Annotated in this window: 27 protein-coding genes; 12 read left to right on the top strand and 15 right to left on the bottom strand. The window is 58.2% G+C overall.

What is annotated here, in order from left to right; all coding sequences use genetic code 11:
* Positions 1-232: 232 nt before the first annotated feature.
* The 4 genes from ACRZ91_RS20760 to ACRZ91_RS20745 are packed head-to-tail and all read right to left on the bottom strand — an operon-like array spanning position 233 to position 4,127.
* Complete coding sequence (locus ACRZ91_RS20760; protein WP_480908296.1) at positions 233-1,162, bottom strand: metal ABC transporter permease; 930 nt, start codon at positions 1,160-1,162, stop codon at positions 233-235.
* Entirely contained in the window at positions 1,159-2,364 is a 1,206-nt protein-coding gene (locus ACRZ91_RS20755) for a metal ABC transporter permease (protein ID WP_170471832.1), read from the bottom strand. The genes ACRZ91_RS20760 and ACRZ91_RS20755 overlap by 4 nt, the downstream gene beginning before the upstream one ends.
* A 2-nt stretch (positions 2,365-2,366) precedes the next feature.
* Positions 2,367-3,170 carry a metal ABC transporter ATP-binding protein gene (locus ACRZ91_RS20750; RefSeq protein ID WP_480908294.1) on the bottom strand — a complete coding sequence of 268 codons (804 nt, stop codon included), beginning with the start codon at positions 3,168-3,170 and terminating at the stop codon, positions 2,367-2,369.
* A gap of 3 nt (positions 3,171-3,173) precedes the next feature.
* Positions 3,174-4,127: a metal ABC transporter solute-binding protein, Zn/Mn family gene (locus ACRZ91_RS20745; protein WP_170471828.1), complete on the bottom strand. Its 954-nt coding sequence runs from the start codon at positions 4,125-4,127 to the stop codon at positions 3,174-3,176.
* 199 nt (positions 4,128-4,326) lie between these two features.
* Between ACRZ91_RS20745 and deoC the strand changes: the two genes are divergently transcribed.
* The 3 genes from deoC (at position 4,327) to ACRZ91_RS20730 (ending at position 8,571) form a co-directional block, all read left to right on the top strand.
* Positions 4,327-5,325: a deoxyribose-phosphate aldolase gene (gene deoC, locus ACRZ91_RS20740; RefSeq protein ID WP_480908292.1), complete on the top strand. Its 999-nt coding sequence runs from the start codon at positions 4,327-4,329 to the stop codon at positions 5,323-5,325.
* A gap of 75 nt (positions 5,326-5,400) precedes the next feature.
* Positions 5,401-7,734, top strand: coding sequence for an aldehyde dehydrogenase family protein (locus ACRZ91_RS20735; RefSeq protein ID WP_480908290.1), 2,334 nt, complete (start codon positions 5,401-5,403; stop codon positions 7,732-7,734).
* 24 nt (positions 7,735-7,758) lie between these two features.
* Positions 7,759-8,571, top strand: coding sequence for an SDR family oxidoreductase (locus ACRZ91_RS20730; protein WP_480908288.1), 813 nt, complete (start codon positions 7,759-7,761; stop codon positions 8,569-8,571).
* Between the two features lie 65 nt (positions 8,572-8,636).
* Here the strand turns inward: ACRZ91_RS20730 and ACRZ91_RS20725 are convergent, their stop codons facing one another.
* From ACRZ91_RS20725 to ACRZ91_RS20690, 8 genes are all read right to left on the bottom strand, one after another.
* Positions 8,637-8,801 (bottom strand): hypothetical protein, encoded by a 165-nt coding sequence (locus ACRZ91_RS20725; RefSeq protein ID WP_170776043.1) that lies wholly within the window; start codon positions 8,799-8,801, stop codon positions 8,637-8,639.
* A 239-nt stretch (positions 8,802-9,040) separates the two neighbouring features.
* Complete coding sequence (locus tag ACRZ91_RS20720; RefSeq protein WP_480908286.1) at positions 9,041-10,345, bottom strand: M16 family metallopeptidase; 1,305 nt, start codon at positions 10,343-10,345, stop codon at positions 9,041-9,043.
* Complete coding sequence (locus tag ACRZ91_RS20715; protein WP_480908285.1) at positions 10,342-11,682, bottom strand: M16 family metallopeptidase; 1,341 nt, start codon at positions 11,680-11,682, stop codon at positions 10,342-10,344. Before ACRZ91_RS20715 ends, ACRZ91_RS20720 begins: the two co-directional genes overlap by 4 nt.
* Before the next feature lie 85 nt (positions 11,683-11,767).
* Complete coding sequence (locus tag ACRZ91_RS20710; protein WP_010438645.1) at positions 11,768-12,283, bottom strand: DUF3035 domain-containing protein; 516 nt, start codon at positions 12,281-12,283, stop codon at positions 11,768-11,770.
* 50 nt (positions 12,284-12,333) lie between these two features.
* A complete protein-coding gene (gene lspA, locus ACRZ91_RS20705; protein ID WP_480656364.1) occupies positions 12,334-12,804 on the bottom strand; it encodes a signal peptidase II in 471 nt (156 codons plus the stop codon).
* Positions 12,804-14,393, bottom strand: a complete 1,590-nt coding sequence (purH, locus tag ACRZ91_RS20700; RefSeq protein ID WP_480908283.1) for a bifunctional phosphoribosylaminoimidazolecarboxamide formyltransferase/IMP cyclohydrolase — start codon at positions 14,391-14,393, stop codon at positions 12,804-12,806. The genes lspA and purH overlap by 1 nt, the downstream gene beginning before the upstream one ends.
* A 22-nt stretch (positions 14,394-14,415) precedes the next feature.
* Entirely contained in the window at positions 14,416-16,155 is a 1,740-nt protein-coding gene (locus ACRZ91_RS20695) for a heparinase II/III family protein (RefSeq protein WP_480908281.1), read from the bottom strand.
* Between the two features lie 88 nt (positions 16,156-16,243).
* Complete coding sequence (locus ACRZ91_RS20690; RefSeq protein WP_480908279.1) at positions 16,244-17,503, bottom strand: RsmB/NOP family class I SAM-dependent RNA methyltransferase; 1,260 nt, start codon at positions 17,501-17,503, stop codon at positions 16,244-16,246.
* A gap of 91 nt (positions 17,504-17,594) precedes the next feature.
* Here ACRZ91_RS20690 and ACRZ91_RS20685 point away from each other — a divergent pair, with 91 nt between their 5' ends.
* The gene (locus tag ACRZ91_RS20685) at positions 17,595-17,777 is read left to right on the top strand and encodes a DUF1674 domain-containing protein (RefSeq protein ID WP_010438637.1); all 183 of its coding nucleotides are present in this window, start codon (positions 17,595-17,597) and stop codon (positions 17,775-17,777) included.
* Here ACRZ91_RS20685 and ACRZ91_RS20680 read toward each other — a convergent pair whose 3' ends face one another.
* Positions 17,778-18,635: a LysR family transcriptional regulator gene (locus ACRZ91_RS20680; RefSeq protein WP_480908277.1), complete on the bottom strand. Its 858-nt coding sequence runs from the start codon at positions 18,633-18,635 to the stop codon at positions 17,778-17,780.
* Positions 18,636-18,734: 99 nt separating this feature from the next.
* Here ACRZ91_RS20680 and tmpA point away from each other — a divergent pair, with 99 nt between their 5' ends.
* Genes tmpA through ACRZ91_RS20665 form a run of 3 tightly spaced genes read left to right on the top strand, consistent with a single transcriptional unit; the run spans position 18,735 to position 21,123 of the window.
* Positions 18,735-19,871: a 2-trimethylaminoethylphosphonate dioxygenase gene (tmpA, locus tag ACRZ91_RS20675; RefSeq protein ID WP_480908275.1), complete on the top strand. Its 1,137-nt coding sequence runs from the start codon at positions 18,735-18,737 to the stop codon at positions 19,869-19,871.
* Entirely contained in the window at positions 19,868-20,458 is a 591-nt protein-coding gene (gene tmpB / locus ACRZ91_RS20670) for a (R)-1-hydroxy-2-trimethylaminoethylphosphonate oxygenase (RefSeq protein WP_480908274.1), read from the top strand. Before tmpA ends, tmpB begins: the two co-directional genes overlap by 4 nt.
* Positions 20,455-21,123: an ureidoglycolate lyase gene (locus tag ACRZ91_RS20665; protein WP_480908272.1), complete on the top strand. Its 669-nt coding sequence runs from the start codon at positions 20,455-20,457 to the stop codon at positions 21,121-21,123. Before tmpB ends, ACRZ91_RS20665 begins: the two co-directional genes overlap by 4 nt.
* On the opposite strand, the gene ACRZ91_RS20660 is transcribed toward ACRZ91_RS20665, so the two are convergent.
* Both ACRZ91_RS20660 and dapB read right to left on the bottom strand, forming a co-directional pair.
* On the bottom strand, positions 21,110-21,793 hold the full coding sequence (locus ACRZ91_RS20660; protein WP_480908270.1) for a DUF2306 domain-containing protein: 684 nt from the start codon (positions 21,791-21,793) through the stop codon (positions 21,110-21,112). The two genes, ACRZ91_RS20665 and ACRZ91_RS20660, sit on opposite strands and share 14 nt — an antisense overlap.
* A 39-nt stretch (positions 21,794-21,832) precedes the next feature.
* On the bottom strand, positions 21,833-22,642 hold the full coding sequence (dapB, locus tag ACRZ91_RS20655) for a 4-hydroxy-tetrahydrodipicolinate reductase (protein ID WP_170541790.1): 810 nt from the start codon (positions 22,640-22,642) through the stop codon (positions 21,833-21,835).
* A gap of 91 nt (positions 22,643-22,733) precedes the next feature.
* Here dapB and rbfA point away from each other — a divergent pair, with 91 nt between their 5' ends.
* The 5 genes from rbfA to ACRZ91_RS20630 all read left to right on the top strand — a co-directional run bounded on the left by rbfA (position 22,734) and on the right by ACRZ91_RS20630 (position 26,473).
* On the top strand, positions 22,734-23,129 hold the full coding sequence (gene rbfA, locus ACRZ91_RS20650; RefSeq protein ID WP_010438628.1) for a 30S ribosome-binding factor RbfA: 396 nt from the start codon (positions 22,734-22,736) through the stop codon (positions 23,127-23,129).
* Complete coding sequence (locus ACRZ91_RS20645; RefSeq protein ID WP_480908267.1) at positions 23,126-23,869, top strand: phosphodiester glycosidase family protein; 744 nt, start codon at positions 23,126-23,128, stop codon at positions 23,867-23,869. The genes rbfA and ACRZ91_RS20645 overlap by 4 nt, the downstream gene beginning before the upstream one ends.
* A 54-nt stretch (positions 23,870-23,923) precedes the next feature.
* On the top strand, positions 23,924-24,829 hold the full coding sequence (gene truB, locus ACRZ91_RS20640) for a tRNA pseudouridine(55) synthase TruB (protein ID WP_170776029.1): 906 nt from the start codon (positions 23,924-23,926) through the stop codon (positions 24,827-24,829).
* Positions 24,830-24,850: 21 nt separating this feature from the next.
* On the top strand, positions 24,851-25,354 hold the full coding sequence (locus tag ACRZ91_RS20635) for a DUF1643 domain-containing protein (protein ID WP_170541799.1): 504 nt from the start codon (positions 24,851-24,853) through the stop codon (positions 25,352-25,354).
* A 96-nt stretch (positions 25,355-25,450) separates the two neighbouring features.
* Complete coding sequence (locus ACRZ91_RS20630) at positions 25,451-26,473, top strand: calcium-binding protein (protein WP_480908265.1); 1,023 nt, start codon at positions 25,451-25,453, stop codon at positions 26,471-26,473.
* Positions 26,474-26,555 lie beyond the last annotated feature (82 nt).

Here is a 26,555-nt window from a genome sequence, read left to right as displayed (position 1 = left end):
TTCAGCGGGCGAGCAAATGATGTATCCGGCCAGTTTGACCCTGTCGTAAAGGGGGTAGCGACTTAGGTCAATACTGGCCGGATATACCAGAGTGAGTGGTGGTCTTGTGGTATTTGATCCAGGCTTGCGTACCATCGCACATGGAATAAATCCCGTTAATATTTGGAAATTGTTTCCATTTGGCGAAGTTCAGCCGAAACCTTGCGAAAACCATTGGCGTGAATACGCCAAGTTAAGCCTGGCTGGGGGCTCCGCTGCGGGTTCGACAGGGGCCAAGGACGGCGGTCAGCGCCAGTATCAAGCCAGATATCGTCGCGATCATTCCCGCAGCACTAACAGCATCTGCACCCCCCAGCCACAATGGGCCGTACCCAGCCAGAACATATCCCGAGATGGCTGAAATGGTCGCGAACAGAACGCTCCAGACAATCTGGGTTTCCAGTCGGTTCGTCATCATCCGAGCCGCAGCGGGTGGACAGATGAACATGGCGATCACGATGATTGATCCCACGGCATCAAATGCAGCTACGGCAGCGATCGCCGCTGTGATGACCAGCGCCATACCCAACGCTCCGGTTCGGATGCCAATGGTACGAGCAAATCCTTCGTCGAATGTCGAGATCTTGAGCGGCCGCCAGAACAACCAGGTAAACAAGATGACACCCACCATCGTCAGTGCAATTCGGGGCAATTCGGGGGGCAGACCAGCCAATGCCTGTACGTCCAGCAGAGACGACCATCCTGTGGCATCCAACCAGATCAAGCTTTCCAGATTGCCATAAAGCGCGTGTTCCACGTCCAGATGAACCGTCGAAGTATCAGTCTGTTCCAACAGTAATACCCCGCCCGCAAACATGGTTGTGAACACCACTCCCATTGCGGCGCCGGGTTCAATCTGACCTAATCGTCGGATCGCCTCGATCATCACAACGGCAACAACAGCGGCCCCGGCCGCGCCAAGCATCATGGGCCAAGTAGAGATCACACCTGTCAGCAGAAACGCCACGACAATGCCGGGCAGCACCACATGGCTGATCGCATCGCCAATAAGGGCCTGTTTACGAAGAACCAGAAAGTTTCCGGGAAGCGCGCAAGCGATGGCTGCAAATGTTCCAATCAACAGAGGGGTCAGCGACAGAGGGACAAATTCTTCACCACTCATGGCATGACCTCCTGCGGGCCACCGATGCGACGGTCTATTTCGGCGATCTGATCACGCGTTAGAACAGTCTCGATATCACGCAAACCATCGTACAGCGCCGCGGTGGCCTCGTGCGCCTGATCGGCACGTACGAATTCCCACCGCTTTTCGTCCCGCAGCGCTTTGGCGGCGCGCGCTTTCCCTTCGTCTGTCGCAACACCATCCGCACGCACGATACCCGCACGACGCAGCAGGCGAATGGTCAGTGGCTCATAGATCTTCTGACCTTGCGCCAGCGCCAGAAGACCCTGCCGGATATGCACGCGTCGCTGGAATCTAAGGTGCCGCAGTACCGCCGCCAAAACGCCGCGAACCGGTGCGAACAAAAGTGACAGCGCGAAAGATCCAAAACTGACCAGGACAATGATCGGACCGGTTGGCAGGTTCGGTGCCGAGGCCGAAATTCCTGCTCCCAAAAAGCCAGCAAGCCCCCCGGATATCCCTGCCAGCAGCACAACACGATCGGATCGTTCTGTCCAAAACCGCGCGGTCACCGGAGGAATGATGAGCAGCGCGACAATCAGGATCAGGCCAACGATCTTCAACCCGACCACAGTGACCGCCATAACAAGCCCCATCATCGCCAGATCAATCCGGTGCACAGGCAATCCACGCGCGGCGGCGTATTCAGGATCAAAGGCTACCATCGTCATCGGACGGCGGATAATCATCACCAGCAACAGAGTCGCCGCACCACCGATTGCAATCACGAGCGCGTCTGCCCAGAGCATTCCGGCGGTGGACCCAAGCAAGAACCCCTCCAACCCGGCTTGACGTCCAACACCCATGGTCTGAATCACCGTCAGCAGGACAACACCAAACCCAAAGAAGACCGAAAGAACCGCACCGATTGCAGCATCCTCTGCAAGCCGCGTATGGCGCGTTAGCCAGTTCATGCAAAGCAGACCGACCCAAGCCGATATGGCCGAACCGACCAACAGACCAATTAGATTGCGCCCATCCCCTCCAAACGCCACCAATGCCATGAAGGCAAGGCAAACCCCCGGCAGAGTCGCATGGCTAATGGCATCGCTTACGAGGGCACGCTTACGCAGGAACAGAAACGTGCCGGTCACTCCCGCTGAAATGCCCAGCAACGTCGCACCAATCGCGACCAGCGTGGCGTTGTAACCAAGCTGCAGGGTCAGAGCATCCCAAAGCATGATTATCCCAGTGCGCGTGAAATCTGATCGATCTGTGCCGTTGCGAGGCGTCCGCCATAAGCGGCTTGTAACGTTTCCGCAGTAAAGGCCTGCTCAACCGAACCTTCGGCCACCTTGCGGGTGTTGATCAGGAACACATGATCAAAATAGTCCGCAACCGTTGCCAAGTCGTGATGCACCACGACAACGGTCTTGCCGGCTTGTTTTAGTGATTTGAGCACAGCAATGATGGCCTTTTCGGTCGCGGCGTCCACGCCTGCAAAGGGCTCGTCCAGCAGGTACAGATCAGCATCTTGTGCCAATGCACGCGCAAGAAAGACCCTCTGCTGCTGACCACCGGAGAGCTGACCAATCTGACGGTCAGCAAACTCTCGCATTCCGACACGGTTCAAACAGTCCATGGCGCAGGCCATATGACGTGCGCGAACACGACCCAGCAGACCCAACTGACGCGATAGTCCCATCAGAACCACGTCAATCACGCGTGTCGGAAAATCCCAATCCACACTGGCGCGCTGCGGGACATAGGCGATGCGCGCACGCTGATCTTCGAGCGGCTGGCCAAACACCGTCACCTGACCGGACAGAGGCGATACGATCCCCAACGCGGCCTTGAGCAGAGTGGACTTGCCAGCCCCATTCGGTCCGATGATCGCCGTCATCGCGCCGGGTTGCACCGTCATATCCACCGAGAACACTGCGGGCTTCTGACCGTACGAGACAGTCAGACCGCGAATGGCGAGCGGGCAGCGATCAATATCCTGCCCTTCAATTGAAACACCTTGAACTGTTGCGAGTTCCAGCATGGCTCAGAACCCCGCCGACAGTTTGCCGTTCATGCCACGCTGCGGCACATCCGCGCCCAGCGCCCCGGCAATCACGGTGATGTTGTGATCAAGCATTCCGATATAAGTGCCCTCATATGTGCCGGGCTCTCCCATCGCGTCCGAGTAAAGCTCTCCACCGACACCGACCTCGTGGCCTTCAGCCGCGGCACCCTCGATCAGAGCACGCATGGACCGGTCAGAGACCGAGCTTTCCACGAAGACCGCTTTCAACTGACGGTTCACGAGTGTGTCGACCAACTCACCGATGCGGTTCAAACCGGCCTCTGATTGGGTCGAGATGCCCTGAACACCCAGCACTTCATAGCCATATTCAGCACCGAAATAGCCAAAGGCGTCATGGGCAGTTACCAACATACGGTTGTCTTCAGGAACTGTAGTAAGCATCTGTTCGCCATAAGCGCTCAACGCGTCGATCTCGGCCAGAAACGCTTGAGTATTTGCAGAAAAGAATTCTGCAGCCTCAGGGCGAGCCAGAGTCAGAGCATCTTGCACCTCAAGCACAACATCACGCCATAGCACCGGGCTCATCCAGACATGCGGGTCATATTTGTCGGCGTAGTCGTCATGAGCGCGCAATTTGCCTTTATCGACACCGTCCGCAACAGCCACAACGGTTTGCTTGCGCCCCAGATCATCAAAGAAATCTTCCATCTGCGCTTCGAGATAGAGGCCGTGCCACAGCACCAGATCCGCGCGGGTCATCGCAACGATATCTGTGCGTGTCTGACGATAAGCATGTGGGTCAACGCCTGGGCCCATCAAACCTTTAACTTCAACCTGATCACCGCCGATTTGTCGGGCCGTATCAGCGATCATGCCGGTCGTTGCGACAACCTTCAACGGCGCCTCGGCAAATGCGGCGGCTGGTAATGCAGCAACGAAAGCCAATGCTGCAAGAAAGGTACGGCGAATCATTTGCGACTCCACTTAGGTGCCTTGTTACCTCTGAATATGCGAACCATTCGCAACTAAGTCAATGCAAATGCGAATTACTCGCAAGAAAACATCTTTTTTGTCCATTTGGTCAAAATTTTACCCTTTGCAGGGGTCGGCACACCTTTCTTTTCTTCGCAGCCCATGCGAATTTGGCGCAAACCTCCAAAAGGACGGAAAAATGGAAACGCAGAGCTCAGAAAGCCCCGTGCGCACCCCGCATCTGCCGCAAGTGACCGAGCCCCGGAACCCGGGAATGGACTTGGATCTGGATTGGGTGCGGGCCGTACAGGCCAACACTTCGGCCATCGAACGCCGCGCCGCGACGCTGCCCGGTCGGCGGTCGGTGAAGAAGGAATATCAGGCCGCATGGCTGCTGAAAGCGATCACAATGATCGACCTGACAACGCTTTCAGGCGATGACACAGTGGGGCGGGTTCGTCGCCTGTGCGCCAAGGCACGGCAACCAGTGGCATCGTCGGTCCTGCAGGCGCTGGACATGCCGCCAATCACAACCGGAGCGGTCTGCGTCTACCATGACATGATCGAAACGGCTGTGGACGCATTGGAAGGCACTGGTATTCCGGTTGCGGCGGTATCCACTGGCTTCCCGGCTGGTCTATCTCCATTCCATCTGCGCGTGGCCGAGATCGAAGAAAGTGTGAAAGCGGGCGCCGAAGAGATCGATATTGTGATATCGCGCCGTCATGTGCTGTCCGGCGATTGGCAGGCCCTTTATGATGAGATGAAAGCGTTCCGCGTCGCTTGTGGTGATGCCCATGTCAAAGCCATCCTTGCCACCGGCGAACTGGGCAGCCTGCGCAATGTCGCCCGCGCCTCGCTGGTCTGCACGATGGCGGGTGCCGATTTCATCAAGACCTCGACTGGCAAGGAAAGCGTCAACGCCACCTTGCCTGTGTCGCTTGTGATGATCCGCGCGATCCGGGATTACTATGACCGCACGGGATATCGCGTTGGCTATAAGCCTGCGGGTGGGATCTCAAAAGCCAAAGACGCATTGGTTTACCTGTCGCTGATCAAGGACGAGTTGGGCGACCGCTGGCTGGAACCAGACCTGTTCCGCTTTGGTGCCTCATCACTGCTGGGCGACATTGAGCGGCAGTTGGAACACTATGTGACAGGCGCATATTCCGCCGGTTACCGTCATTCTATGGGGTGAGGCGCGCCCGGAAATCGCTCCGGTGGAGCGATTTCAGCGCTGAACGGGCGAAGCCCCGGGAAAAGGACAAGAACAATGACAGTCAAAGAGATTTTCGAGACCATGGACTACGGCCCTGCCCCCGAAAGCGCAGCCGAGGCACTGGCCTGGCTGGTCGATCAGGGCGACAAGTTCGGCCACTATATCGACGGCGCATTCACCAAACCCGGCAAAGGGTTTGACAGCCGCAACCCGGCGACCGGAGAGGTTCTGGCCAAGCTGACGCAAGCGAAACAGGGTGACGTGGACGCCGCGGTTACTGCCGCACGAAAAGCGCAACCCAAGTGGGAGAAGCTGGGCGGTGCGGGACGCGCACGTTATCTCTACGCGATAGCACGCCTGCTGCAGAAGCATTCGCGCCTGTTTGCTGTGCTGGAAAGCCTCGACAATGGTAAGCCGATCCGTGAATCGCGCGATATCGACATCCCGCTGGCGCAGCGGCATTTCTATTACCATGCGGGCATGGCGCAGTTGATGGAAAGCGAACTGCCCGACGCTCAGGCGCTTGGGGTTTGCGGCCAGATCATTCCGTGGAACTTCCCGCTGTTGATGCTGGCGTGGAAAATCGCGCCTGCACTGGCAATGGGCAACACCGTGGTTCTGAAGCCGGCCGAGTACACCTCGCTGACCGCACTGCTGTTCGCCGATATCTGCTCGCAGGCCGGGTTGCCGAAAGGCGTGGTCAATATCGTGACCGGAGACGGTGCGGTGGGCGAGATGATCGTAAACGCGGACGTCGATAAGATCGCCTTTACCGGTTCGACAGTTGTGGGGCGGCGCATCCGCGAGGCGACTGCAGGGTCGGGCAAGGAGCTGACATTAGAATTGGGCGGTAAGTCCGCCTACGTCGTCTTTGATGACGCCGATATCGACAGTGCCATCGAAGGTCTGGTCGACGCCATCTGGTTCAATCAGGGTCAAGTCTGCTGCGCAGGCTCGCGCCTTCTGGTTCAAGAGGGCATCGCCGATCGTTTCCACGCTAAGTTACGTGCCCGGATGGACACCCTGCGCATCGGTGACCCACTGGACAAGTGCATCGACGTGGGCGCTGTAGTGGACCCTATTCAGCTGCAAACCATCAAGGGCATGGTTGAAAGTAACACCGCTGGTCGCGTTCATCAGGCCGCTTGCGACTTGCCCGCGAACGGCTGCTACTACCCGCCAACGCTGATCTCGGGGTTGGAGACCTCTGACCCGCTGATGCAGGAAGAGATCTTTGGACCGGTGCTAGTTTCGTCCACCTTCCGCACCCCCGAAGAAGCGGTCGAACTGGCAAACAACACCCGCTACGGGTTGGCAGCAACGGTCTGGACCGAAAACGTAAACCTCGCGCTGGACATCGCGCCCAAGCTGGTTGCTGGCGTGGTCTGGGTGAACGCGACCAACCTGTTTGACGCCGCCGCCGGGTTTGGCGGCGTGCGCGAAAGCGGCTTTGGTCGCGAAGGCGGCTGGGAAGGTTTGGCGGCATATACAAAGCCCAAGGGCAAGGGTAAACCGCTGGCGAAGATCGAGCCGACCATGGGCGAAGGTGCTCCGGTCGATCCAATCGACCGCACCGCCAAATTGTATATCGGTGGTAAACAGGCGCGGCCCGACGGTGGCTATTCAAAGCCCGTCTGGGGTAAATCCGGTCTGCTGGGCCATGTGGGGCTTGGTAATCGCAAGGACATCCGGAACGCGGTTGAGGCCGCAGCTGGTGCCAAGGGTTGGTCCAAGACAACCGGCCATCTGCGGGCTCAGATCCTATACTACATCGGCGAGAATCTCTCGGCCCGTGCCGATGAATTCGCCGCGCGTATCGACGCTATGACCGGCAAAAAGGATGGTGCGAAAGAGGTTGAGGCCTCAATCCAGCGTCTGTTTACCGCCGCTGCCTGGGCCGACAAGTATGACGGTCAGGTGCATGGCGTTCCGATTCGGGGTGTCGCTATTGCGATGAAAGAGTCCGTTGGCGTGATCGGTGCTCTGTGTGCCGACGAGGCACCGCTTCTGGGTCTGGTTTCTGCGATGGCGCCGGCGATTGCTATGGGCAACCGGACAGTTCTGGTGGCTTCCGAGCCCTATCCACTGGCGGCCACAGATTTTTACCAGATCCTCGAAACTTCGGACGTCCCCGCTGGCGTGGTCAACATCCTGACCGGCAGTCATGAGGAATTGGCGAAACCGCTGGCCTCACATCTGAACGTCGATGCGGTTTGGTCGTTCTCGTCCACCGACCTTTCGAAAGAGATCGAAGCCGTCTCGGCCGGAAACCTGAAGCGAACTTGGGTCAATAACGCGACGGCATTTGACTGGAGCATGGACCATTCCCGCCGCTTCCTTCAGGCTGCGTCCGAAGTGAAAAACATCTGGGTGCCCTACGGCGAGTAGGGCTCCCTGCCAAGGGAGGTCTACATGGATTTTTCAGGAAAAACCGTCATCGTTATCGGCGGAACCAGCGGCATCAATCGCGGCATTGCCGAGGCCTTTGCTGCCTCGGGCTCCAAACTGGCTGTAGCCAGTCGTTCGCAGGAAAAGGTTGATGATACGGTCGCGGCTCTGAAAGCCGCTGGCGCACAGGATGCCATCGGTGCAGCGTTTGACGTGAGGAACCCTGAGGCCGTAGCGGCTGGACTGAAAAAGTTCCATGATACATTAGGCAATTTTGACGTTTTGGTCTCGGGTGCAGCAGGCAACTTCCCTGCGCTGGCGGCTGAGATGTCAGTCAATGCGTTCAAAACTGTGATCGATATCGACCTGATGGGCACGATCCATGTGATGAAGGGGGCCTACCCGTTCCTCAAACGCCCCGGCGCCAGCATCATCAACATCTCAGCCCCACAGGCATACTTACCTTATGAAGGTCAGGCCCATGTCTGCGCGGCAAAGGCGGGCGTGGATCAAATCACCCGGACCCTTTCGATGGAATGGGGTGTGGAAGGCATTCGAGTGAACTCGGTCGTGCCCGGTTTCATCGAAGGCACCGAGGGAGCCAAACGCCTTGCCCCCACCCCGGATGCTGGGGAAGCGTTACGCAAAGACGTACCGTTGGGCCGTTGGGGCCAGCCGCAGGACGTGGCAAACGCCTGCCTGTTCCTCAGCTCAGATATGGCGAGCTATATCAGTGGCACGGTTCTGGCGGTCGACGGGGCACTTTATCAGCGCGGGTCAGGCAAGTTCGGGCAAATGATGGGGCAAATGCTGCGTGCACAGGCAAAACAGAACTGAGCACCTGTCAGGACATTGGCATCGCCAACATTTTAAGACTCGCGGGATTACCGTTTCAAATAAGGCTAGGAGCGTTTGACATACAGTCCAGCTGCAACCAAAAGCGTAGTCAGCGAACCGGCCACAACATAGAGAATGAATGCGCTGAGCAGGGATTGGCCGAGAGCCAGAGAGGCCGCAAATGTCAGCAGCCCCGCAAGTATCCCAATTCCTAATGCCGCAACTATCATGGCGTCTTTCTGTCCTACCTATTGTCGAACGAGACACCGGTTTGATCTAACCGCTCAATCGCCTCGACAATGAAAGCATCCTTGATGTTTCTGGCCAAATTATGACCGCGACTAATTAATGAACTCTTTAGTCACAAAATTGCACGCCAAGGGATTTCTGGTACCCTTGGCAGATTTATAGATTGCGACTGGCTCAACACAATCACACCGTCATGACGCGCAGCAAGGTCGTCTGGCCGCTATCCGTCCAGACCGGTCGGTTTCCCAACCACGGTGAAATGCAGGCCTTCGGGGTCCAAAAACTCGGCCGCTACCCGGTTTATATCCTCCAGTGTCACCGCGTTCACCTTGTCATTGCGGGTTGCGATATAGTCGATGGGTAAGTCTTCCATCTGCATCCCCACCATGATCCCCGCGATCTGACCATTCCCGTCGAACCGTAGCGGATATGCACCCGTAAGATAGGTCTTGGCATCATCCAGTTCCTCTTGGGTAAATCCCTCGGACGCAGCGCGGGCCCACTCATCGCGGATCACGTTAACCGCGTCGGCAATCCGGTCATTGGCGGATGAGACCGAACCAAGGTAAACCGAGGCCAGATCCTTGGGCACCAGAAAGGTCGAGACACCGTAGGTCAGACCGCGCTTTTCCCGCACTTCGTGCATCAGGCGGCTTTCAAATCCACCACCGCCTAATATGTGATTCAGGATAAAGGCTGCAAAGAAATCAGGATCGTCGCGGTCAATGCCTTTTTGGCCAAAAAGAGCAACCGATTGAGGCGTATTGAATTCCACAACACTTATGCCGCCATCGATCTTAACATCGGCCTTATCCGGGATGGCTTTCCCTGTTGCTGGCAAATCCACCAGCAGCGTATCCAACAATGTGCCCAGTTCTTCTGCGGTGATGTCACCGACGGCCCCGACATATAGCCGATCCTTGGCAAAGACGTTCTGGTAGGCCGCAATGATATCGTCACGGGTCAGCCCCGAAACACTTTCGATCGTCCCTTTTCCGTCCGTCGCGTAGGGGTGATCTCCGTACGCCATTGCTGCAAAACTGCGTCCGGCAATATCGTTCGGATCAGTTTGGTCCGATTTCAGACCCGAGAGCACCTGCCCCCGCACCCGTTCAATGGCATCTTGGTCAAAGCGGGGTTCGTGAATTGTAGTCCGCAACAGATTGACCACATCATCGCGGTTCTCGGTCAGGAAGCGGGTTGAAATCGAGACTGTATCATCCGTCGCCCGGTAGCTGAATGAGGCCGCCAATGCCTCAAGCTCGCGCGCATAGGTCCGGACATCCATGTTGCCCGCGCCTTCCTCGATCAAACCGCTCATCAGGTAAACCGCGCCGCGTTTGTCGGGATCATCCAAGGAGGTGCCGCCGCGAAATCGCATCTCAAGCGCGGTAAAGGGTATTGAGTGATCTTCGACCAGCCATGCGGTGATTCCTCCTGGTGAGGTTACCTCCTGGATTTTGATTTCAGCCCATGCGGGCAGCGCGATAGCAACAGCGATCAGAGTCGCGAAAATCCGTTTCATTGTGTCACCTCATCGTCACGCATCAGCCAACCGGTTACAGATGTTTCGGGCTGTATCACTTCTCGTGCCGCCGCGATGATGTCATCGCTTGTCACCGCCTGCAGGATATTCGGCCAAGCCTGTACATCCTCAACCGTCAACCCGCTGGTCAGCGCGCGTCCATAGCGGTTTCCGATTCCGTCCACATTGTCGCGCGCATAGGTTTGAGCGGCGCGAAGCTGCATCTTGATGCGATCCAGATCCTCTTCGTTCACGCCTTCGGCAATAAAGTCTGAAACGACCTGATCCATCGCATCCTCGGCCTCTTGCAACGAGACACCTTCAGCCGGAACAACAATCAGATCAAAGGTTGTGTCATCCAGTGAAACGCCGCGGTAGAACGCACCGGTATAGACGACCAGTTGCTGCTCAAACTGCAGCTTTTCATTCAGATAGGATGTGGTGCTACCGCCCAGCAACTCGGCCAGAAGAAACAGCGCTGCGGCTTTCTCCTGTGCGCCTGCATCGCGTTCGGGTGCCAGATAACTGCGTTGCACATAAGGCTGCGAGACTCGGGCGTCTTTGTAGGTCAGGCGGCGCTCAGCGGTTTGCGGGGGCTCCTGCGAACGGATCCTTTCGGGCAGGTCCGGATTGGCGGGAATCACACCATAATACTGATCTGCCAGCGATTTGACCTCGTCCGGGTCAACATCACCAGTCACGACCAGAATGGCGTTATTGGGCGCATAATGGGTCTGATAGAAGGACAGGGCATCGTCCATGTCGAGCTCTTCCATCTCGTGCTTCCAGCCGATAATGGGAACGCCATAGCGGTGGTTCAGATACTGCGCTGCGTTCATCTGTTCGCCAAACAGCGCGCGTGGATTGTTCTCGGTCCTCTGGTTGCGTTCCTCAAGGATGACGTCGCGCTCGGTCACGATGTCATTTTCGGTCAGGCGGATGTTGCGCATCCGGTCCGCCTCCATCCGCATCATCAGTTCCAACCGGTCGGCGGCAACGCGCTGGAAATAAGCAGTGTAGTCATAAGAGGTAAATGCGTTGTCATTTCCCCCGTTGGCCGCGACGGTGGCCGACAACTCGCCCGCTTCCATTGTATCGGTGGCCTTGAACAGCAGGTGTTCCAGAAAATGCGCGACACCAGAGGACCCGATCGGTTCGTCTGCCGAGCCTGCCCGATACCAGACCATATGCTGCACCACCGGCGCGCGGTGGTCTTCGACCACTACGACGTCCATGCCGTTATCAAGCGTGAAAGTGGTAACCGCCTCATGCCCCTCTTTGGCCAAAAGAGGGGATGCTGCGATCAGGGCAGCCGACAATGCCAGGGCCCGAACCATGGGGCATCCTCCGTTTCGTTTCTGGTATTCAAACTACGGTGGTGCTGCCAGTGTTCAAGGCCAATGACGGAATGTTAAGAAAAGTTCATTCCAACGGAGGCGCAGAAGGTGTTTCGATACCACGCTGCCGCGCCGCTTCGTTCGCATTGTTCGCATCGATCGACTCGCGCCTATATGCCTGCGAATAACGATCCACCGGGAAAAGCCGCAAACGCGTGAAGCGCTGCTTCTTCTTACGGAAATCCGCATCTTCCTGAGCAACAACCTGCCGCGTATTGGCGGGAACACCATATCGGCTTGAAGCTGTGACCAGCGCTGCATCACTCGCAGGGATCGCGGTATTGGGGTTCAGGGCCGCTTCGCTGCCGCCGAGAGCCACAACAGCATCTGCCTTTGGATTGGGATCCGTCAGATTCGCACCACCGGGGGTAGGTGCAGGTAGAAACGCATAATCCTTTGGTTGGGTCAGCGGCTTAACCGGCAAGACCGAGAACTCATCCGGCCCGGGCCCGGGCGCCCGAAGATTGCGCAAACCAATATCAGAACAGCCCGCAACTGTCGCGGCGAGTGTCAGAACAAGAATGGTGCGTGGCATACGCATCAGTGTCTCCAGCCAGTTTCAGGCGCTTTTATCGCATATCATCGGGCAGGTCACGAGGGCTTTTTGCCATCGAACAGGACCAGACCCAATGCTCCCGCAAATATGAACACATCCGCCAGATTGAACACAAACGGGTTATTGATCCCACAGCAGGACATGTTCAGAAAATCCAGAACATAGCCATAAAGCACCCGGTCCACGACATTTCCCAGCGCGCCGCCGATCAGCAGGCCACCGCAGAATTGTTGAAACCTCGTCGGAGCTATTCGGCCCAACCAAATCAGGACACCCAGACAAATCGCCAGAGAAATGCCGATCAGGACCCAGCGCGCTGCATCGCTGTCGCCCTGAAACAGCCCGAAGTTGATGCCGCGATTCTCACCGTATTTGAACACCAGAAACGGCGGCAGGACGCCGATATCGCCCTGCGCCACGCGCAGCACGTGAACGACCAGATACTTGCTGATCTGGTCGATCAAAAGCGCCGCCAGTCCGGCCCAGAGGAGGAGCGGGCTGCGCATCAGTGACGGAAATGCCGCATACCGGTGAAGACCATGGCCAGACCTGCCTCATCTGCCGCCGCGATCACCTCATCGTCGCGCATCGAACCGCCGGGCTGAATGACGCAAGTGGCGCCTGCCTCGGCGGCCTCCATCAATCCGTCGGGAAAGGGAAAGAACGCATCAGATGCCACGGCCGAGCCGATGGTCAGTGGTTGGGGCAGTTCCAGTACGTCGGCCATGCGCTCGGCCTTTTTGGCGGCGATCAACGCTGAATCGACGCGGCTCATCTGGCCTGCACCAACGCCTACGGTTGCGCCGTTTTTAACGTAGACGATAGCGTTGGATTTTACGTGTTTGGCGACCTTCCAGGCAAACAGCAGATCGCGCATTTGTTCGTCAGACGGGGCCTTCTTGGTGACGACCTTCAGGTCATCCATGCCGACAAAGCCGTTATCCTTGTCCTGCACCAGCAGGCCACCGGCGACCTGACGCACGGTTTTCCCTCCTGCTGTCACGTCAGGCAGAGCCTCTGTGGTAAGCAAGCGCAGGTTCTTCTTCGCGGCAAATATCGCTTTGGCCTCGTCCGACGCACCCGGAGCGATCACGACCTCGGTAAAGATTCCAGTGATCTCTTGCGCGGTTTCCGCATCCAGCGGCTGGTTCAGAGCAACGATCCCACCAAAGGCCGAGGTCCGATCACAATCGAACGCGGCTTCATAGGCCTCAAGCAACGTGGCCCCCTTGGCCACACCGCACGGGTTCGCGTGCTTAATGATGGCACAGGCTGCGCCGTCCGCCGGATCAAACTCGGCGACCAGTTCAAACGCCGCGTCCGTGTCGTTGATGTTGTTGTAGCTCAGTTCCTTGCCCTGATGCTGCACAGCGGTCGCCACGCCAGGGCGATCCGTACCATCTGTGTAGAATGCAGCCTGCTGATGGCTATTCTCGCCATAGCGCAGGGTCTGTTTCAACTCACCCGCAAAGGCGCGACGTTTCGGCGCCTCAAGCTGCAATGCGTCGGCCATCCAGTTGGACACGGCGGTGTCATAAGCGGCAGTCCGGGCATAGGCCTTTTGCGCCAGCCACTGTCGGAAACCCAGCGACGTCTTACCGTAGTTTTCTTCAAGTTGATCCAGCAGCGAAGAATAATCCTCGACATCCACAACGACGTTAACGAAGGCATGGTTCTTGGACGCCGCCCGGATCATCGCAGGTCCACCAATGTCGATATTTTCGATGCACTCATCGTAACCTGCACCCTTCGCCACGGTCGCTTCAAACGGATAGAGGTTCACGATCAGCAGGTCGATCGCAGCAATCCCGTGTTCGTTCATCGCGGCAACGTGGGTATCATTGTCGCGCAGCGCCAGAAGGCCGCCATGCACCATCGGGTGAAGCGTTTTGACCCGGCCATCCATCATCTCAGGAAAACCGGTCACCTCGCTCACATCTTTGACCTCTAGGCCAGCATCACGCAACGCTTTGGCCGTGCCGCCAGTCGAAAGCAACTCGACCCCGCGTTCGGACAGTGCCTTGCCCAGTTCGATCAATCCGGTCTTGTCGGAAACGGAAAGCAACGCGCGGCGCACGGGGTGAAGATCGGTCATGGGTCCAATGGTCCTTTTGGCGTCAGTCGAAAACGGGCTCGTCCCGGTGCGTATCGCGCACGGCGTAGGCTGTATCCTGAGCCTTGCTGAGCGTCCACCGGATGCGCGTCGCATACTCCATTGCGCGCCCAGATAGAACGATCTGTTTTGTCGCGCGCGGCTTTAATCGACCTTTTTCCAAGTAAACGCTTGGTTCAACTGACAACTTTCCAACGCGATCGTGGCGGAAAACCCAGATCTCGCCGCTTTTGAGGGCCATCGACACGGCCGCACCGCCCAAATCCAACGCCGCATCAACGTCAGGGTGCAGGTGAAAACGGATATCAAAGGCGATCCCCTTCAGGCCCGCCCCATCCATGGCCCGGTCAAATTGCCGTTTGGCTTTGTCGGTTGCGGTCAGCAGTATATCTTCCCCTTCAAGCTCGCGCCCATCAAATCGCAGCTCGAGCGTACGGGCGTGGGTCAGACCGAACACTTTGTTGTAACCATCATGGCCGACCATGAACCGGGTGCCTTCAAAGGCATCTTCGAAATCCACCGGGACGTCCCGAGGGCCATCGACCAGCGCCTCCTGCGACGATCCTTTTGCGACTTCGGCAAGCCGCGCGCTGGAGTAGCCGTCGACACACAGGGTCGAATGGGACGGGGTTGCGCGCCCCGCACGTCGCCAGTCCTGACCAAAACTGCCACCCGATCCACAGTTCACGATCAGCGGGCGCCGGCCCGAGGTCAGTTCAAACGCAAGGGTGGACGCGTGCGCGTTATACGAGGCTGCGCCTTTGGGTGGCGCGCTGGCATCCACCAGAATCGTCGTGCGCGAGGCCGCCAGACGCGCATAACCCATCGACAGGTCCGAGTGCTGCTGCGGCTTTACACCGCTTTGCGCCAACGCCTGATCCAACCGTCCTTCCAACCCGCGCCCACCGCCGTGAAATCTGGCCAGCGCCCCATCCGCATGGCGCAGATTTCGCAACGTCGGCGCGATGCGTTTGATCGCTTCGGTCTGCGAAGCAGGTGTGCCCCGGCCCACTTCGCTGAGAGCCGCCGAAGTCCAGGACAACAAGGTAAACACCTCAAGCAATTCTTCGGGATTGCGGGTTGGGATACCGCCTTCGGCATCAATCTGACGTTCACACTCACGGGCCAGAGCACGCAAGGCCGGGTCTGCCATCTGCTCCTGACCTTCCAACGCCAATCCGGCCTGCACAAGACCGGCCAGAGCCTCGAACCTTGGCAATCCCGGTGTTGCCGCTGTCCAGCGTTTGGACAGAAACCACGTCTGCTGCGACAGCGATCGAAAGAAAGCCTTGCTTTGCGCCTCATCAACACCGCGCAGCAGAAAAACCGCGTGATTGATCCAACGCATGACCCGCCGCCCTGTCAGGTCCGGCGCCCAACCAGGGCCTTTGCCGCGCCCATGCGCATCTATCCAACCCCAGACCCAGCGCTGCGCTTTTTCCCGGGCGCGCATGTCGCCCACGGCCGCCAAATCGTCCAGCCACACAAAACCGTGGCGTTCGTCATCGAAATCAAGGCTTGGCGCGACCACATCCCAGAGGTCGGTGTCATCAGCCTCGACCAGATATCCCGCAAACAGCAAATTCCCGGCCACCAGTTGCCGACCACGGGCAAAAGACCCAACCGTACGCGGCTCGGGCTGGCCGACGAATCCCGAGACCGCCTTCCGCCTTTGGCTCAGGCGCGCGTAAAGACGGTTCTGAAACCGCGTCCAGCGATTGGCCATTGTATCCGTGTTTGACATGACGCTTGCGACTCTGCCCCTTGCGCTCTGCGGGCGCTTGAGCACACGATAGACCGGTCCGCTCGTCAAGTCATCGAAAAGCGTCGCGTCAGGCGGATTTGTTCAGACAGGCGATATAAAACCCGTCCATCCCGCCCTTGTCCGGCCAGTAATCGGGACGCAAGCGCAGGCCACCTTCTTCAGTGATCCAATCTGCTTCAACGCCCGCAATCTCAAGAGCGGCGCGGTCAACCTGCATATCAGAATAGCTATCCAGTGCCTCTTCAATCTGTACTTCACCCTCGTCCGGCAGCAGCGAGCATGTGCAATAGACCAACCGCCCGCCAGGCTTCAGCAAAGTCCAGGCATGAGCCAGCATGCGCGCCTGTAACTCGATCAACCCGCCAAATTCCGAACCGTCCTTGGCGAAAGGTAAATCCGGATGGCGGCGAATCGTACCCGTTGCCGAACAGGGTGCGTCCAGCAAGATAGCGTCATACTGGCCCTTATGCTCCAGCGCATCTCTGGCGATGACCTTGGCTTTCAGGCCGGTCCGTTTCAGGTTCTCGCGAACGCGCACAAGCCGCGCTTCCGAGATATCCAGAGCGGTGACATCTGCACCTGCAGCGGATAGCTGCAAGGTTTTTCCACCCGGCGCGGCGCAGAGATCCAGAATTTTCTCTCCGGCTTTCGGGGCCAGAACCCGAACGGGTAACGCCGCCGCCGCATCCTGAACCCACCAATCCCCGGCTTCATATCCCGGCAGGATCGAGACCTGCCCAGCATCCTGCAGCCGCGCCGAACCGGTGGGCAAGATCTCTGCACCCGCGATCTCGACGCTTGGTTTTGGCGTCAAATCCAATGGTGCCCCGTTGAAATGCGCGTGCTCCATACCTTTCACGGCGTCTTCACCCCACGCCATGATCAGCGGTTCGCGCAACCACTCTGGCAGGCGAGGGACGCGCATCTTGGGCCAAGCGTCGGGCCCGTCGGCGGCAATCTTGCGCAGAACCGCGTTCACCAACCCCTTCAGCCGTCCATGCTTGCGCGAACGGCCCACGATCTCGACCATGGAATTCACCACCCCGTGCGCGGCTTCGCCCTGACACAGCTCGACCGTGCCAAGCCGCAAAGCGTTGTGAACCGTCAGCGCAGGTGTTTGCCGCAGGTGATCGGCCAGCAGCCGGTCGGCACGCTCGAGCCCGCGCAGGGTTTCGATCGTCAATCGTTGCGCCCGCGCGCGATCCTCAGGGGCCAATCGATCCAGCGCACCTGCCGCAAGACATTCGGGCAACAGCCGCCCCTCGCCGAGTATCTGATCCAGCAGATAGATCGCACTTCGGCGCGCTGCTGTGGCGGAATTTAACATGATGCTGAGTGCCTCTCGTGACCTTTGCCCGCATTGCCTTGGGCGGACGAGGGCGTATATCAAGGCCCTGTACGGAAAGGAACCCAATGTCATGAGTGACGAGCGCAAAGACCTGCCCCCTGCCGCCCAGCGCGCCCTTGCCGAGGCAGAAGAACGCCGCAAAAACGCAGAGGCCGAAGCGAAGGCACGGCCCAAAGAGCTGGGCGGGCGCGACGGACCGGATCCGGCCCGTTACGGCGATTGGGAGAAAAAGGGCATCGCAATCGATTTCTGATCAGCCATCGCGCAATGCCTGCAAGAAGTCATCGATCAAAGCGCGCTGTCGATTCGAGCGCACCCTATCCTCGGGCCATGTCAGCCAATAGCCATCTTTGGTCGCAAGCTCGGGCATATCCAGTCTGCGAAGTTGACCGGTCTCCAAACTGCTCGACGCCAATGGGAGTGATCCCAACGCGATCCCCATGCCCTGACGCGCTGCCGTGATGGCATGACCCACCGAGTCGAAACTGATCCGGCCAGCCGGCAATTCATCAACCCCGGCAACCTGCGCCCAGTCCTTCCAGCCGGGGCGTTCTCCGCGTAGATCAATCAGCGGCGCGCCCCACTTGATGCCAGATGCTGCCATCGGTGCCAGCACTTCAGGCGCGATAAGCTTTGCCTTTCGCCCAGGCCAGACGCCTCTGCCATAGCGGATCTGCAGCCAGGTACGCTCTTCCTCCAACGAAGCGCGACGCGCCATCGAATCTGTCATCACACGCACTTTGGGCTGCGCCTCCAGGAACGTAGGCAAGGCAGGGAGAACCAGCGCGTGGATATGCGACGAAAGTCCTGCGACGCGAAGCTCGCGCGGGGTTTTTCCGAAAAGATCCTCGGTATTGCGTTCCAGTGCCTGCAGGCTGTCCTGCACCAATGGCAGATAGCTTTCACCCTCGATTGTCAGCGACACGCCCCGTGCCTCGCGCACAAACAGCGACCGACCTAACCAAGCCTCAAGATTGCCGATCCGTTGACTGACCGCCGCCTGTGTCAGACCAAATTCGCGCGCAGCGGCAGAAAAACCGCCCAGTCGCCCGGCAGCTTCGAACACGCGCAGCCAGTCCAGAGGGGGTAATCCGATCTTTTTCTTAGCCATAAGATTTTCCAGGCCTCAGCGGCAATAAGGTTTAATTGTGGTAATGCCACGAAGCGCGTATCTCCTCAAGCAAAGCCCGCGCTGAACAGGAGATTCCCCATGCTGCGCTCTGCCACCCATGACCCCTCGATGGTCACCATCGATTTTGCGAACGGCACTCAATCCCGATTTCACGCCATCTGGTTGCGCGACAACGCGCTGGATCCTGAAACACGAGCGTCGGGCAATGGTCAGCGCCTGATCACAATCGGCGATATTCCGGCTGAGACTTCGATCAGCGCGGCAGAGGTCGTTAACGGAGATCTGATCGTCACCTTCCAGCCCGAAAACAAAACTGTGACTTTTCCTGCCAGTTGGTTGGCCGAACACGTCTATGATCGCGATCGGGACAGCGAGATCGGCCGCCTGGCCCCAGACATCACAACTTGGGAACGCGGCATCGACGCGCCGTGCGGTGACTGGGATGCGGTACATGCCAACCCCACAGCCAAGCGCGACTGGCTGGCCGCAGTGGCGGAATACGGGTTCGCTAAGCTAACAGATGGTCCCACCGAGCCAGAATCGCTGCTGAAAGTGGCCGATTTGTTCGGCTATGTGCGTGAGACCAACTATGGTGCTTATTTTGAGGTTCGGACCGAGGTGAATCCAACCAACCTCGCCTATACCGGATTAGGTCTGCAGGCCCATACCGATAATCCCTATCGCGACCCGGTACCAACGCTGCAAATCCTCTACTGTCTTGAGAATTCGGCCGAAGGTGGGGATTCCATTGTTGTCGATGGCTTCCGCGCGGCCGAGCGTCTACGCGATCAGAACCCCGAAGGTTTCGCCCTGCTGGCGGGCTATCCGGCGCGGTTTGAATACAAAGGCTCTGACGGCGTCTGTCTGCAGTCGCGTCGCCCGATGATCGAACTGTCTCCGGATGGCGAATTGATCGGCATCCGCTTCAACAACCGTTCCTCCGCTCCGTTCGTTGATGTGCCTTTCGATCAGATGGAGGCCTATTACGCTGCCTATCGTCTGTTGGGTGAGATCATCGACGATCCTGCCATGGGCGTGTCTTTCAAGCTGGAACCGGGCGAAAGCTTTATTGTCGACAACACCCGCGTCCTGCATGCGCGTCTGGGTTACTCCGGCGCGGGGTCACGCTGGCTGCAGGGCTGCTATGCTGACAAGGATGGGTTGCTTTCGACCTTGGCTGCCATGCGGATGGCACAGCCGGAGGCAGCAGAATGAAACCCGACTTTTTGACCCTGAACCGGGACAACATCGTGGCATTTATCGGCGACATCTTCGAACGCCGTGGCGGTGAGGAATATCTGGGCGAACCCGTGACCATGACCGAGCACATGCTGCAGGGTGCCACGATTGCCGAACAAAATGGGCAGCCCGAAGAAATCATTGTCGGCGCGCTGTTGCATGACATTGGTCACTTCACATCTGAATTTGGCACCTATCACCCCGACGACACCGAAGATCGCCACCACGAGGACGCGGGAGCAGAGGTGCTCGAGCAGTTCTTCCCCTCGGTCATCACCGATTGCTGCCGATATCATGTGGCGGCCAAGCGCTACCTCTGCGCGACGAAGCCTGATTATTTCAACCGCCTGTCCGCCGCCTCGGTTCATACGCTAGAACTACAAGGCGGCCCGATGAGCGCCGCGGAGGTCGCGGAGTTTGAGGCTAACCCGAACCTGAAAGAGATCATCCAGGTGCGCTATCTCGACGAGGCGGGCAAGCGCGCGGAAATGGAAACACCGGATTTCGCCCATTTCGCACCGATGGTGCAGCGCATGGTCGATAAACATCTAGGTTCGTCATGACCGCGCCAGAGTACATCTTCGAGGCCAGTTCAAAACCATCCCTGCCCTGGCACGAGGTGCCGGTGATCCGCGCAACGGATACTTCGGTCAAGGGGTATGGCTGTCTGGTCGACACCCCGGATACGTTCGAGATCGAAATTGTGCGCTGGCCGCAGCAAGGTTGGCGACCAATTGACGAAGGAACCGGCGACGAAGCGGGTTGGGTCGAAGGCACGTTCAAATGCGACTGGCAGGGCGATGTTCTTTATGGTGAGAACGAGGCCGTCAAAGGCCACTACGTTCTGGGTTGGTCCGCCGATCCGCAAAAGGCACAGACGGGCTGTCAAACCGCACCCCGCGATCAGGTCTTGCTGTGGCATATGAACTACCACCCGGACGGGGGGCAGATGTTCTGGCCGCTGGACAAAAAGCCATTCATCGTGCCTGCCGCCCTACCCGGTGACAATCTGACGCCAGAAAAAGTGGTGGCGTTCTGGTGCGATGGCTCGCGCGGCCTCTATATCCATCCCGGCGTCTGGCACGAGGGGATATTCCCGGTCGAAGACAACCAGCGTTTCCTTGACCGTCAGGGCGCTGTTCATGCCCGGGTCAGCGCGGATATCGGCAAGGAGTTCGGCGTCTATCTGTCCTGTCCGCTGCGCGCGGACAAGATCAGAGAATTGTAGCCAGTACCCCTTGATGCGCAGAACGCTTGCGAATGATCCACATCTGAACCGCCAACAGGTAAGGCACGAAGAACGCGAAGTTCTGCACCAGATCGAAAGGGCCCGAGAAATCGGGCTCTGACCCCACTCCACCGGTCAGCAGGTACCAAAGCGTGTAATGAACACGGTATAGCCATGACCCAAGAGCCAGCCAGAACAGCCGCAACCCCCAGGCCCAATGCCCTGCACGATCCCTGATCAGCGCCATCCTCGCCACCATTAATCCAGCGGTGAACAGGCAGAGCCCATACAGAAAGAACGCTGCAGACATGAGCGGTCCGCCGATGGTTCCGCGCAACGGGATATAGGTCATGCCCGCCAGGCCGGTTATCAGCGCCAGCGTGACCAGCAGCCCGCCCAACATGCGATGAAATCCGATAAACCGCAGCCGAAGACCCCGCAGCAGCTGCAGCGGCACCAGCGCCACCAGCAAAGTTCCGGCAAAGATATGCAGCGTCATGGCCGCGTTGCCGACATCTTGACGGTCGGAAAAGAGATAGCTCTGCCTAGCCGCGTCCTCGGACAGGCCAACACCGATCATACCCAGCCCGTGCATCAAAAAGGGCAGCAGCGTCAGATAGAACACGATCAGCACCAATCCGGTCGCCACTCGAGATGTAAGGTTCCGCATAGGCCCGAGTTTAACGCCGTTGCGCGGCCCGTCTATGGCTTACAGCCCGAGCACATCCACCATGTCGTATTGGCCCGGTGCCTTACCCTGCCCCCATAGCGCTGCCTTCAGCGCGCCACGCGCAAAGATGGCGCGATCCGTGGCGAGATGGCGCAACACGATGCGTTCTCCCGGCGCGGCGAACAGGACGTCATGTTCGCCCACGATGTCCCCGCCGCGAATGGCGTGAAAGCCGATATCGCCGCGCTTGCGCGCGCCGGTAATGCCGTCACGACCACGGTCGGACACATCCGCCAATTTGACGCCGCGCCCTTCGGCGGCGGCTTCACCCAGCATCAAAGCCGTACCAGAGGGTGCGTCGACTTTATGATGGTGGTGACCTTCAATTACTTCGATATCGAAGTCTTCATCCAACGCGGCGGCGACCTTTTTGGTCAGTTGCACCAGCAAGTTCACGCCAAGGCTCATGTTTCCTGCCCGCACGATCACCGCATGGCGCGAGGCCGGTTCCAGCGCCGCAATCTGTTCGTCACTCATGCCGGTGGTGCCGATCACATGCACGCAGCGCGCCTGTGCAGCCAAAGCGGCGAATTCCAGCGTCGCCTCAGGTGCGGTGAAGTCGATCACCGCCTGCGCCTGCGCGAAGGCCTCCAGCGGATCATCGGTGACCAAAACTCCCAGCGCAGGGCCACCCATTGCTTCACCAACATCCTGACCGATCCAATCGTGACCCTTGCGCTCGACCACACCAACCAGGCGTGCCTGATCACTGTCGGTCACGGTCTTGATCAGCATCTGCCCCATACGGCCCGAAGCCCCTGTAATGACGATCCCCGGAATATGGGTCATTGCGTTGGTCCTTTTCTAAAGTCGGCTCAAAGCCTCCTACCCCGTTCGCACCCGCTTGGCAAAGCCCGGCTTTGCGCTTAGATCGGGGTTTATGGCTAAGAACAAATTCCACGATGGCCCCGGCCCGTCCCAACGACAGCTGCGTGTCGGCGAACTGATCCGCCGTACCCTGTCCGAAGTTTTGGCGCGCGGAGATGTCCACGACCCCGACTTGAACCGCATGTCGATCACTGTGGGCGAGGTGCGCACCTCGCCCGATCTAAAGATCGCCACCGCCTATGTGCTGCCTCTGGGCGGCAAGGGGCAGGAGGATGTGATCGAACTACTCGCTCGCAACAAGGGTGAGCTGCGGCGCATGGTCGGCAAGAAGGTCGGACTGAAATTCTCTCCTGATCTACGATTCCGGTTGGATGACACATTCGACCGTCTGGATGACACCCGTCGCATGTTCGAACAGGACGCGGTGCGCCGCGATCTGGACGAGTGATCCGCCTATCTGTCACAATAGGCGCAGTTGTTTGGGGCGCACAGGCTGGGGCAGTGACTTGTGAAAAGCTGACCCACGAGGACAAGCGCTACACCATTTGCGAGGTGGACGCGGCATCCGAAGATTTGCGCCTGTTCCTGAACGATAAGAATGGCGACCTGTTGGGCCATTTCTCGTCAGTGAACGAAGCTCTGGCCCCTGACGGTAAGCGTCTGGCCTTTGCGATGAATGCGGGCATGTATCATGACGATCGCTCTCCCGTGGGTCACTTTATCGAGGATGGCGAAGAACAGATGCGTGTGATCCCGAATGCTGGCCCGGGAAACTTCGGTCTGTTGCCCAACGGTGTGTTCTGCATTCGCGACGGACGCGCCGATGTGTTTGAGACATTGGATTACATCGAACGCGCGCCGGAATGCCGGTTCGCCACCCAATCCGGCCCGATGCTTGTCATCGATGGAGAGTTGCACCCCCGATTCCTGCCGGATTCGACCTCTCTCTATATACGCAATGGGGTCGGAACCAACGCTGAAGGGACCCGTGCGGTATTTGCAATCTCTGAGGATTACGTCACCTTCCATGAATTCGGCAGGTTGTTCCGCGACGCGCTGGATACTCCGAACGCATTGTTTCTGGATGGCAATATTTCGCGGATGTATGACCGCGCCAACAACCGATCGGACATCGGGTTTTCACTGGGACCAATAGTAGGCGTCGTCGAGAACGTACCGGCAAATTGACAGCGTCGAAGCGATCCGCTAACTCGCGCGCCTCAGTAAGTTTCAAGGTGCAAGATGGGACGCAAACGCAAGGGTCGTGACATTTCCGGTTGGCTGGTGGTGGACAAGCCTGCGGGTATGACTTCGACCGCGGTCGTCAACAAGGTACGTTGGGCGATGGACGCCAAGAAAGCAGGCCATGCGGGCACGCTGGACCCCGAAGCAACTGGCGTTCTGGCGGTAGCTTTGGGCGAGGCGACCAAGACTGTTCCCTACATCACCGATGCGCTGAAAGCCTACACATTCACTGTGCGATTAGGACAGGCGACCAATACCGACGATGCGGAAGGCGAAGTTATCTCGGAAAGCTCTGCGCGCCCGACGGATGAAGACATCAAACAGGCGCTCTCACCGTTCCTCGGGGACATCATGCAGGTGCCGCCCAAGTTTTCCGCTGTGAAGATCGACGGTCAGCGCGCGTACAAACTGGCCCGCGATGGCGAAGATGTGGAACTGTCCGCACGCCCCCTGTGGGTTGAAGAATTGATCCTTGTCGACCGACCCGACACCGATCATGTGGTGTTGGAAATGACATGCGGCAAAGGCGGGTATGTCCGTTCGATCGCGCGCGATCTGGGCGAAGCGCTGGGCTGCTACGGCCACGTCAAAGAACTCCGTCGCATCTGGTCGGGTCCGTTCGAGGCCGAAGACGGCCTGTCCATCGAACAGATCGACGAGATGGCCAAATCCACAGCATTGGATGAATACCTGCACCCGTTGGAAACCGGCCTGTCTGATCTGCCTGAGTTGAAATGCACCCCGGAAGGGGCAACCCGACTGCGCAATGGCAATCCGGGAATGGTGCTGGCATCCGACGTCGAATACGGCGACGAGGCCTGGGCTTCGCTGGATGGCAAGGCTGTGGCCGTCGGGATATACAAATCCGGTGAATTGCATCCCAGCCGGGTGTTCGTCGTTTGAACCACGTGTTAGGCGAAGGGCATGATCACCCGTTCTCATACCAAGGGCGACGCGCCCTCGACCGCCATCTACTCCAACTGCGAAAAGTATCGCTATAGCCTGACCCGCATCTGGGATCCGGCGGGGCGCAAGGCGCTGTTTGTGATGCTTAACCCATCGACCGCAACCGAGGTACAGAACGATCCCACGGTGGAACGCTGTGAACGGCGGGCGCGAACACTGGGCTTCGGCGCATTTCAGGTTACCAACATTTTTGCATGGCGCGATACCGACCCGCGCAAAATGCGCGCAGCCGAGGATCCTGTTGGACCGCAGAACGACCAAGCCATTCTGGAAGGTGTTGACTGGGCCGATCAGGTTATTGCTGGCTGGGGCACACATGGCGCGCATCTTGATCGCGGTCGATCTGTCGAAGCACTGCTGCGCGCCACTGGTCAACCGATGTATCATCTGGGGCTCACCAAAGACGGCCATCCAAAGCACCCGCTCTACATCGCTTACGCGCAACAGCCTCAGTTGTGGTGACGAAGGGTTAACCACGCCTGCAACTTGGCTTTGACCAACCTATTGATTGCATGAGATGTTTTACACTCGGGGCAAGTGTGCTTGCGGAGGGTAATCATGTTTCTGATCGGTTTATTCGGGATGACTGCATTAGGAGGGGCCGCCTATGCGATAAGCGACGTTCTCGTACCCGACGAAACAACCGAGGAGGATGGTGAGCGAATTGATGACTCGGTTGAGGATGAATTGACCGAAGGCAGCCTCCTCGAACTGGATGAAGATGTTGAAGAACCCGATTCATCCGAAGATACCAACACAAGTGAAATCATCTCTGAGCATGAGGGAAATCTGGTCATCGCGGGCGATGAGGATGCAAATGTTATGACCGGACAAGAGGGTAATGATCAGATTAATGGGTACGAAGGCGGCGACCTCATCGACGGGGGGGACGGAAATGACATCATCTACGGTGGTTCTGGAGAGGACACGCTGATCGGAAACGTCGGGAACGATGTGCTCCATGGCGGGTATGGCGACGACAATTTGGCCGGAATGTCAGGCAATGACGACCTGTATGGTCATTTCGGAATGGATGAGTTGGAAGGTGGCGACGGCGATGACCGGATTTTCGGCGGTCAGGACGATGATATCTTGAGGGGCGATGACGGCGACGATCAATTGCAAGGTGGCGACGGCGATGACTATCTTACAGGCGGTGCAGGACAAGATGCCCTGTTCGGTGGAGACGGGGATGACATTCTGAACGGCAACGATGGTCCAGAGGAGACTTCCCCTGACTTTCTGAACGGGGGCGCTGGCGATGATGTCATACTGGCCAAAGACGGAGATATCGTCACAGGTGGAGACGGCGACGACGAAATAATCGTGCAGCCAGAACCGGATCAGGAGGCCGCAACAATCATGGATTTCCAGATTGGTCACGATAAGCTGCTAGTCACCTGGGACGGCCCAGAAGACCCTGAGCTAACCATCGAGCCAGACAGCGAAAACAATGACCTGACCCATGTCAGGGTCAACGGCGAGAACGTTGCGCAGATATTTGGTGCAGAAGGTCTAGCCGCAGAGGATATTCTGTTTGTGACCGAAGCCCAATTGGCACAATACGCTTTCACTGGTTGAACCCGCAGAATCCCTTTGCCATTCGCAGCAAAAGCGCCTATACGCGCCCATCCGCATCGGAATCGGTGCGGTTTTCTCCATG

The sequence above is a fragment of the Ruegeria sp. O11 genome (assembly GCF_056535285.1).
This window is presented reverse-complemented; position numbering and strand designations above follow the sequence as displayed.

Bases quoted from the DNA above. Each gene is read 5' to 3' on its own strand.
- ACRZ91_RS20760 (WP_480908296.1), bottom strand. From the start codon at position 1,162: ATGAGTGGTGAAGAATTTGTCCCTCTGTCGCTGACCCCTCTGTTGATT.
- ACRZ91_RS20755 (WP_170471832.1), bottom strand. From the start codon at position 2,364: ATGCTTTGGGATGCTCTGACCCTGCAGCTTGGTTACAACGCCACGCTG.
- ACRZ91_RS20750 (WP_480908294.1), bottom strand. From the start codon at position 3,170: ATGCTGGAACTCGCAACAGTTCAAGGTGTTTCAATTGAAGGGCAGGAT.
- ACRZ91_RS20745 (WP_170471828.1), bottom strand. From the start codon at position 4,127: ATGATTCGCCGTACCTTTCTTGCAGCATTGGCTTTCGTTGCTGCATTA.
- deoC (WP_480908292.1), top strand. From the start codon at position 4,327: ATGGAAACGCAGAGCTCAGAAAGCCCCGTGCGCACCCCGCATCTGCCG.
- ACRZ91_RS20735 (WP_480908290.1), top strand. From the start codon at position 5,401: ATGACAGTCAAAGAGATTTTCGAGACCATGGACTACGGCCCTGCCCCC.
- ACRZ91_RS20730 (WP_480908288.1), top strand. From the start codon at position 7,759: ATGGATTTTTCAGGAAAAACCGTCATCGTTATCGGCGGAACCAGCGGC.
- ACRZ91_RS20725 (WP_170776043.1), bottom strand. From the start codon at position 8,801: ATGATAGTTGCGGCATTAGGAATTGGGATACTTGCGGGGCTGCTGACA.
- ACRZ91_RS20720 (WP_480908286.1), bottom strand. From the start codon at position 10,345: ATGAAACGGATTTTCGCGACTCTGATCGCTGTTGCTATCGCGCTGCCC.
- ACRZ91_RS20715 (WP_480908285.1), bottom strand. From the start codon at position 11,682: ATGGTTCGGGCCCTGGCATTGTCGGCTGCCCTGATCGCAGCATCCCCT.
- ACRZ91_RS20710 (WP_010438645.1), bottom strand. From the start codon at position 12,283: ATGCGTATGCCACGCACCATTCTTGTTCTGACACTCGCCGCGACAGTT.
- lspA (WP_480656364.1), bottom strand. From the start codon at position 12,804: ATGCGCAGCCCGCTCCTCCTCTGGGCCGGACTGGCGGCGCTTTTGATC.
- purH (WP_480908283.1), bottom strand. From the start codon at position 14,393: ATGACCGATCTTCACCCCGTGCGCCGCGCGTTGCTTTCCGTTTCCGAC.
- ACRZ91_RS20695 (WP_480908281.1), bottom strand. From the start codon at position 16,155: ATGTCAAACACGGATACAATGGCCAATCGCTGGACGCGGTTTCAGAAC.
- ACRZ91_RS20690 (WP_480908279.1), bottom strand. From the start codon at position 17,503: ATGTTAAATTCCGCCACAGCAGCGCGCCGAAGTGCGATCTATCTGCTG.
- ACRZ91_RS20685 (WP_010438637.1), top strand. From the start codon at position 17,595: ATGAGTGACGAGCGCAAAGACCTGCCCCCTGCCGCCCAGCGCGCCCTT.
- ACRZ91_RS20680 (WP_480908277.1), bottom strand. From the start codon at position 18,635: ATGGCTAAGAAAAAGATCGGATTACCCCCTCTGGACTGGCTGCGCGTG.
- tmpA (WP_480908275.1), top strand. From the start codon at position 18,735: ATGCTGCGCTCTGCCACCCATGACCCCTCGATGGTCACCATCGATTTT.
- tmpB (WP_480908274.1), top strand. From the start codon at position 19,868: ATGAAACCCGACTTTTTGACCCTGAACCGGGACAACATCGTGGCATTT.
- ACRZ91_RS20665 (WP_480908272.1), top strand. From the start codon at position 20,455: ATGACCGCGCCAGAGTACATCTTCGAGGCCAGTTCAAAACCATCCCTG.
- ACRZ91_RS20660 (WP_480908270.1), bottom strand. From the start codon at position 21,793: ATGCGGAACCTTACATCTCGAGTGGCGACCGGATTGGTGCTGATCGTG.
- dapB (WP_170541790.1), bottom strand. From the start codon at position 22,642: ATGACCCATATTCCGGGGATCGTCATTACAGGGGCTTCGGGCCGTATG.
- rbfA (WP_010438628.1), top strand. From the start codon at position 22,734: ATGGCTAAGAACAAATTCCACGATGGCCCCGGCCCGTCCCAACGACAG.
- truB (WP_170776029.1), top strand. From the start codon at position 23,924: ATGGGACGCAAACGCAAGGGTCGTGACATTTCCGGTTGGCTGGTGGTG.
- ACRZ91_RS20635 (WP_170541799.1), top strand. From the start codon at position 24,851: ATGATCACCCGTTCTCATACCAAGGGCGACGCGCCCTCGACCGCCATC.
- ACRZ91_RS20630 (WP_480908265.1), top strand. From the start codon at position 25,451: ATGTTTCTGATCGGTTTATTCGGGATGACTGCATTAGGAGGGGCCGCC.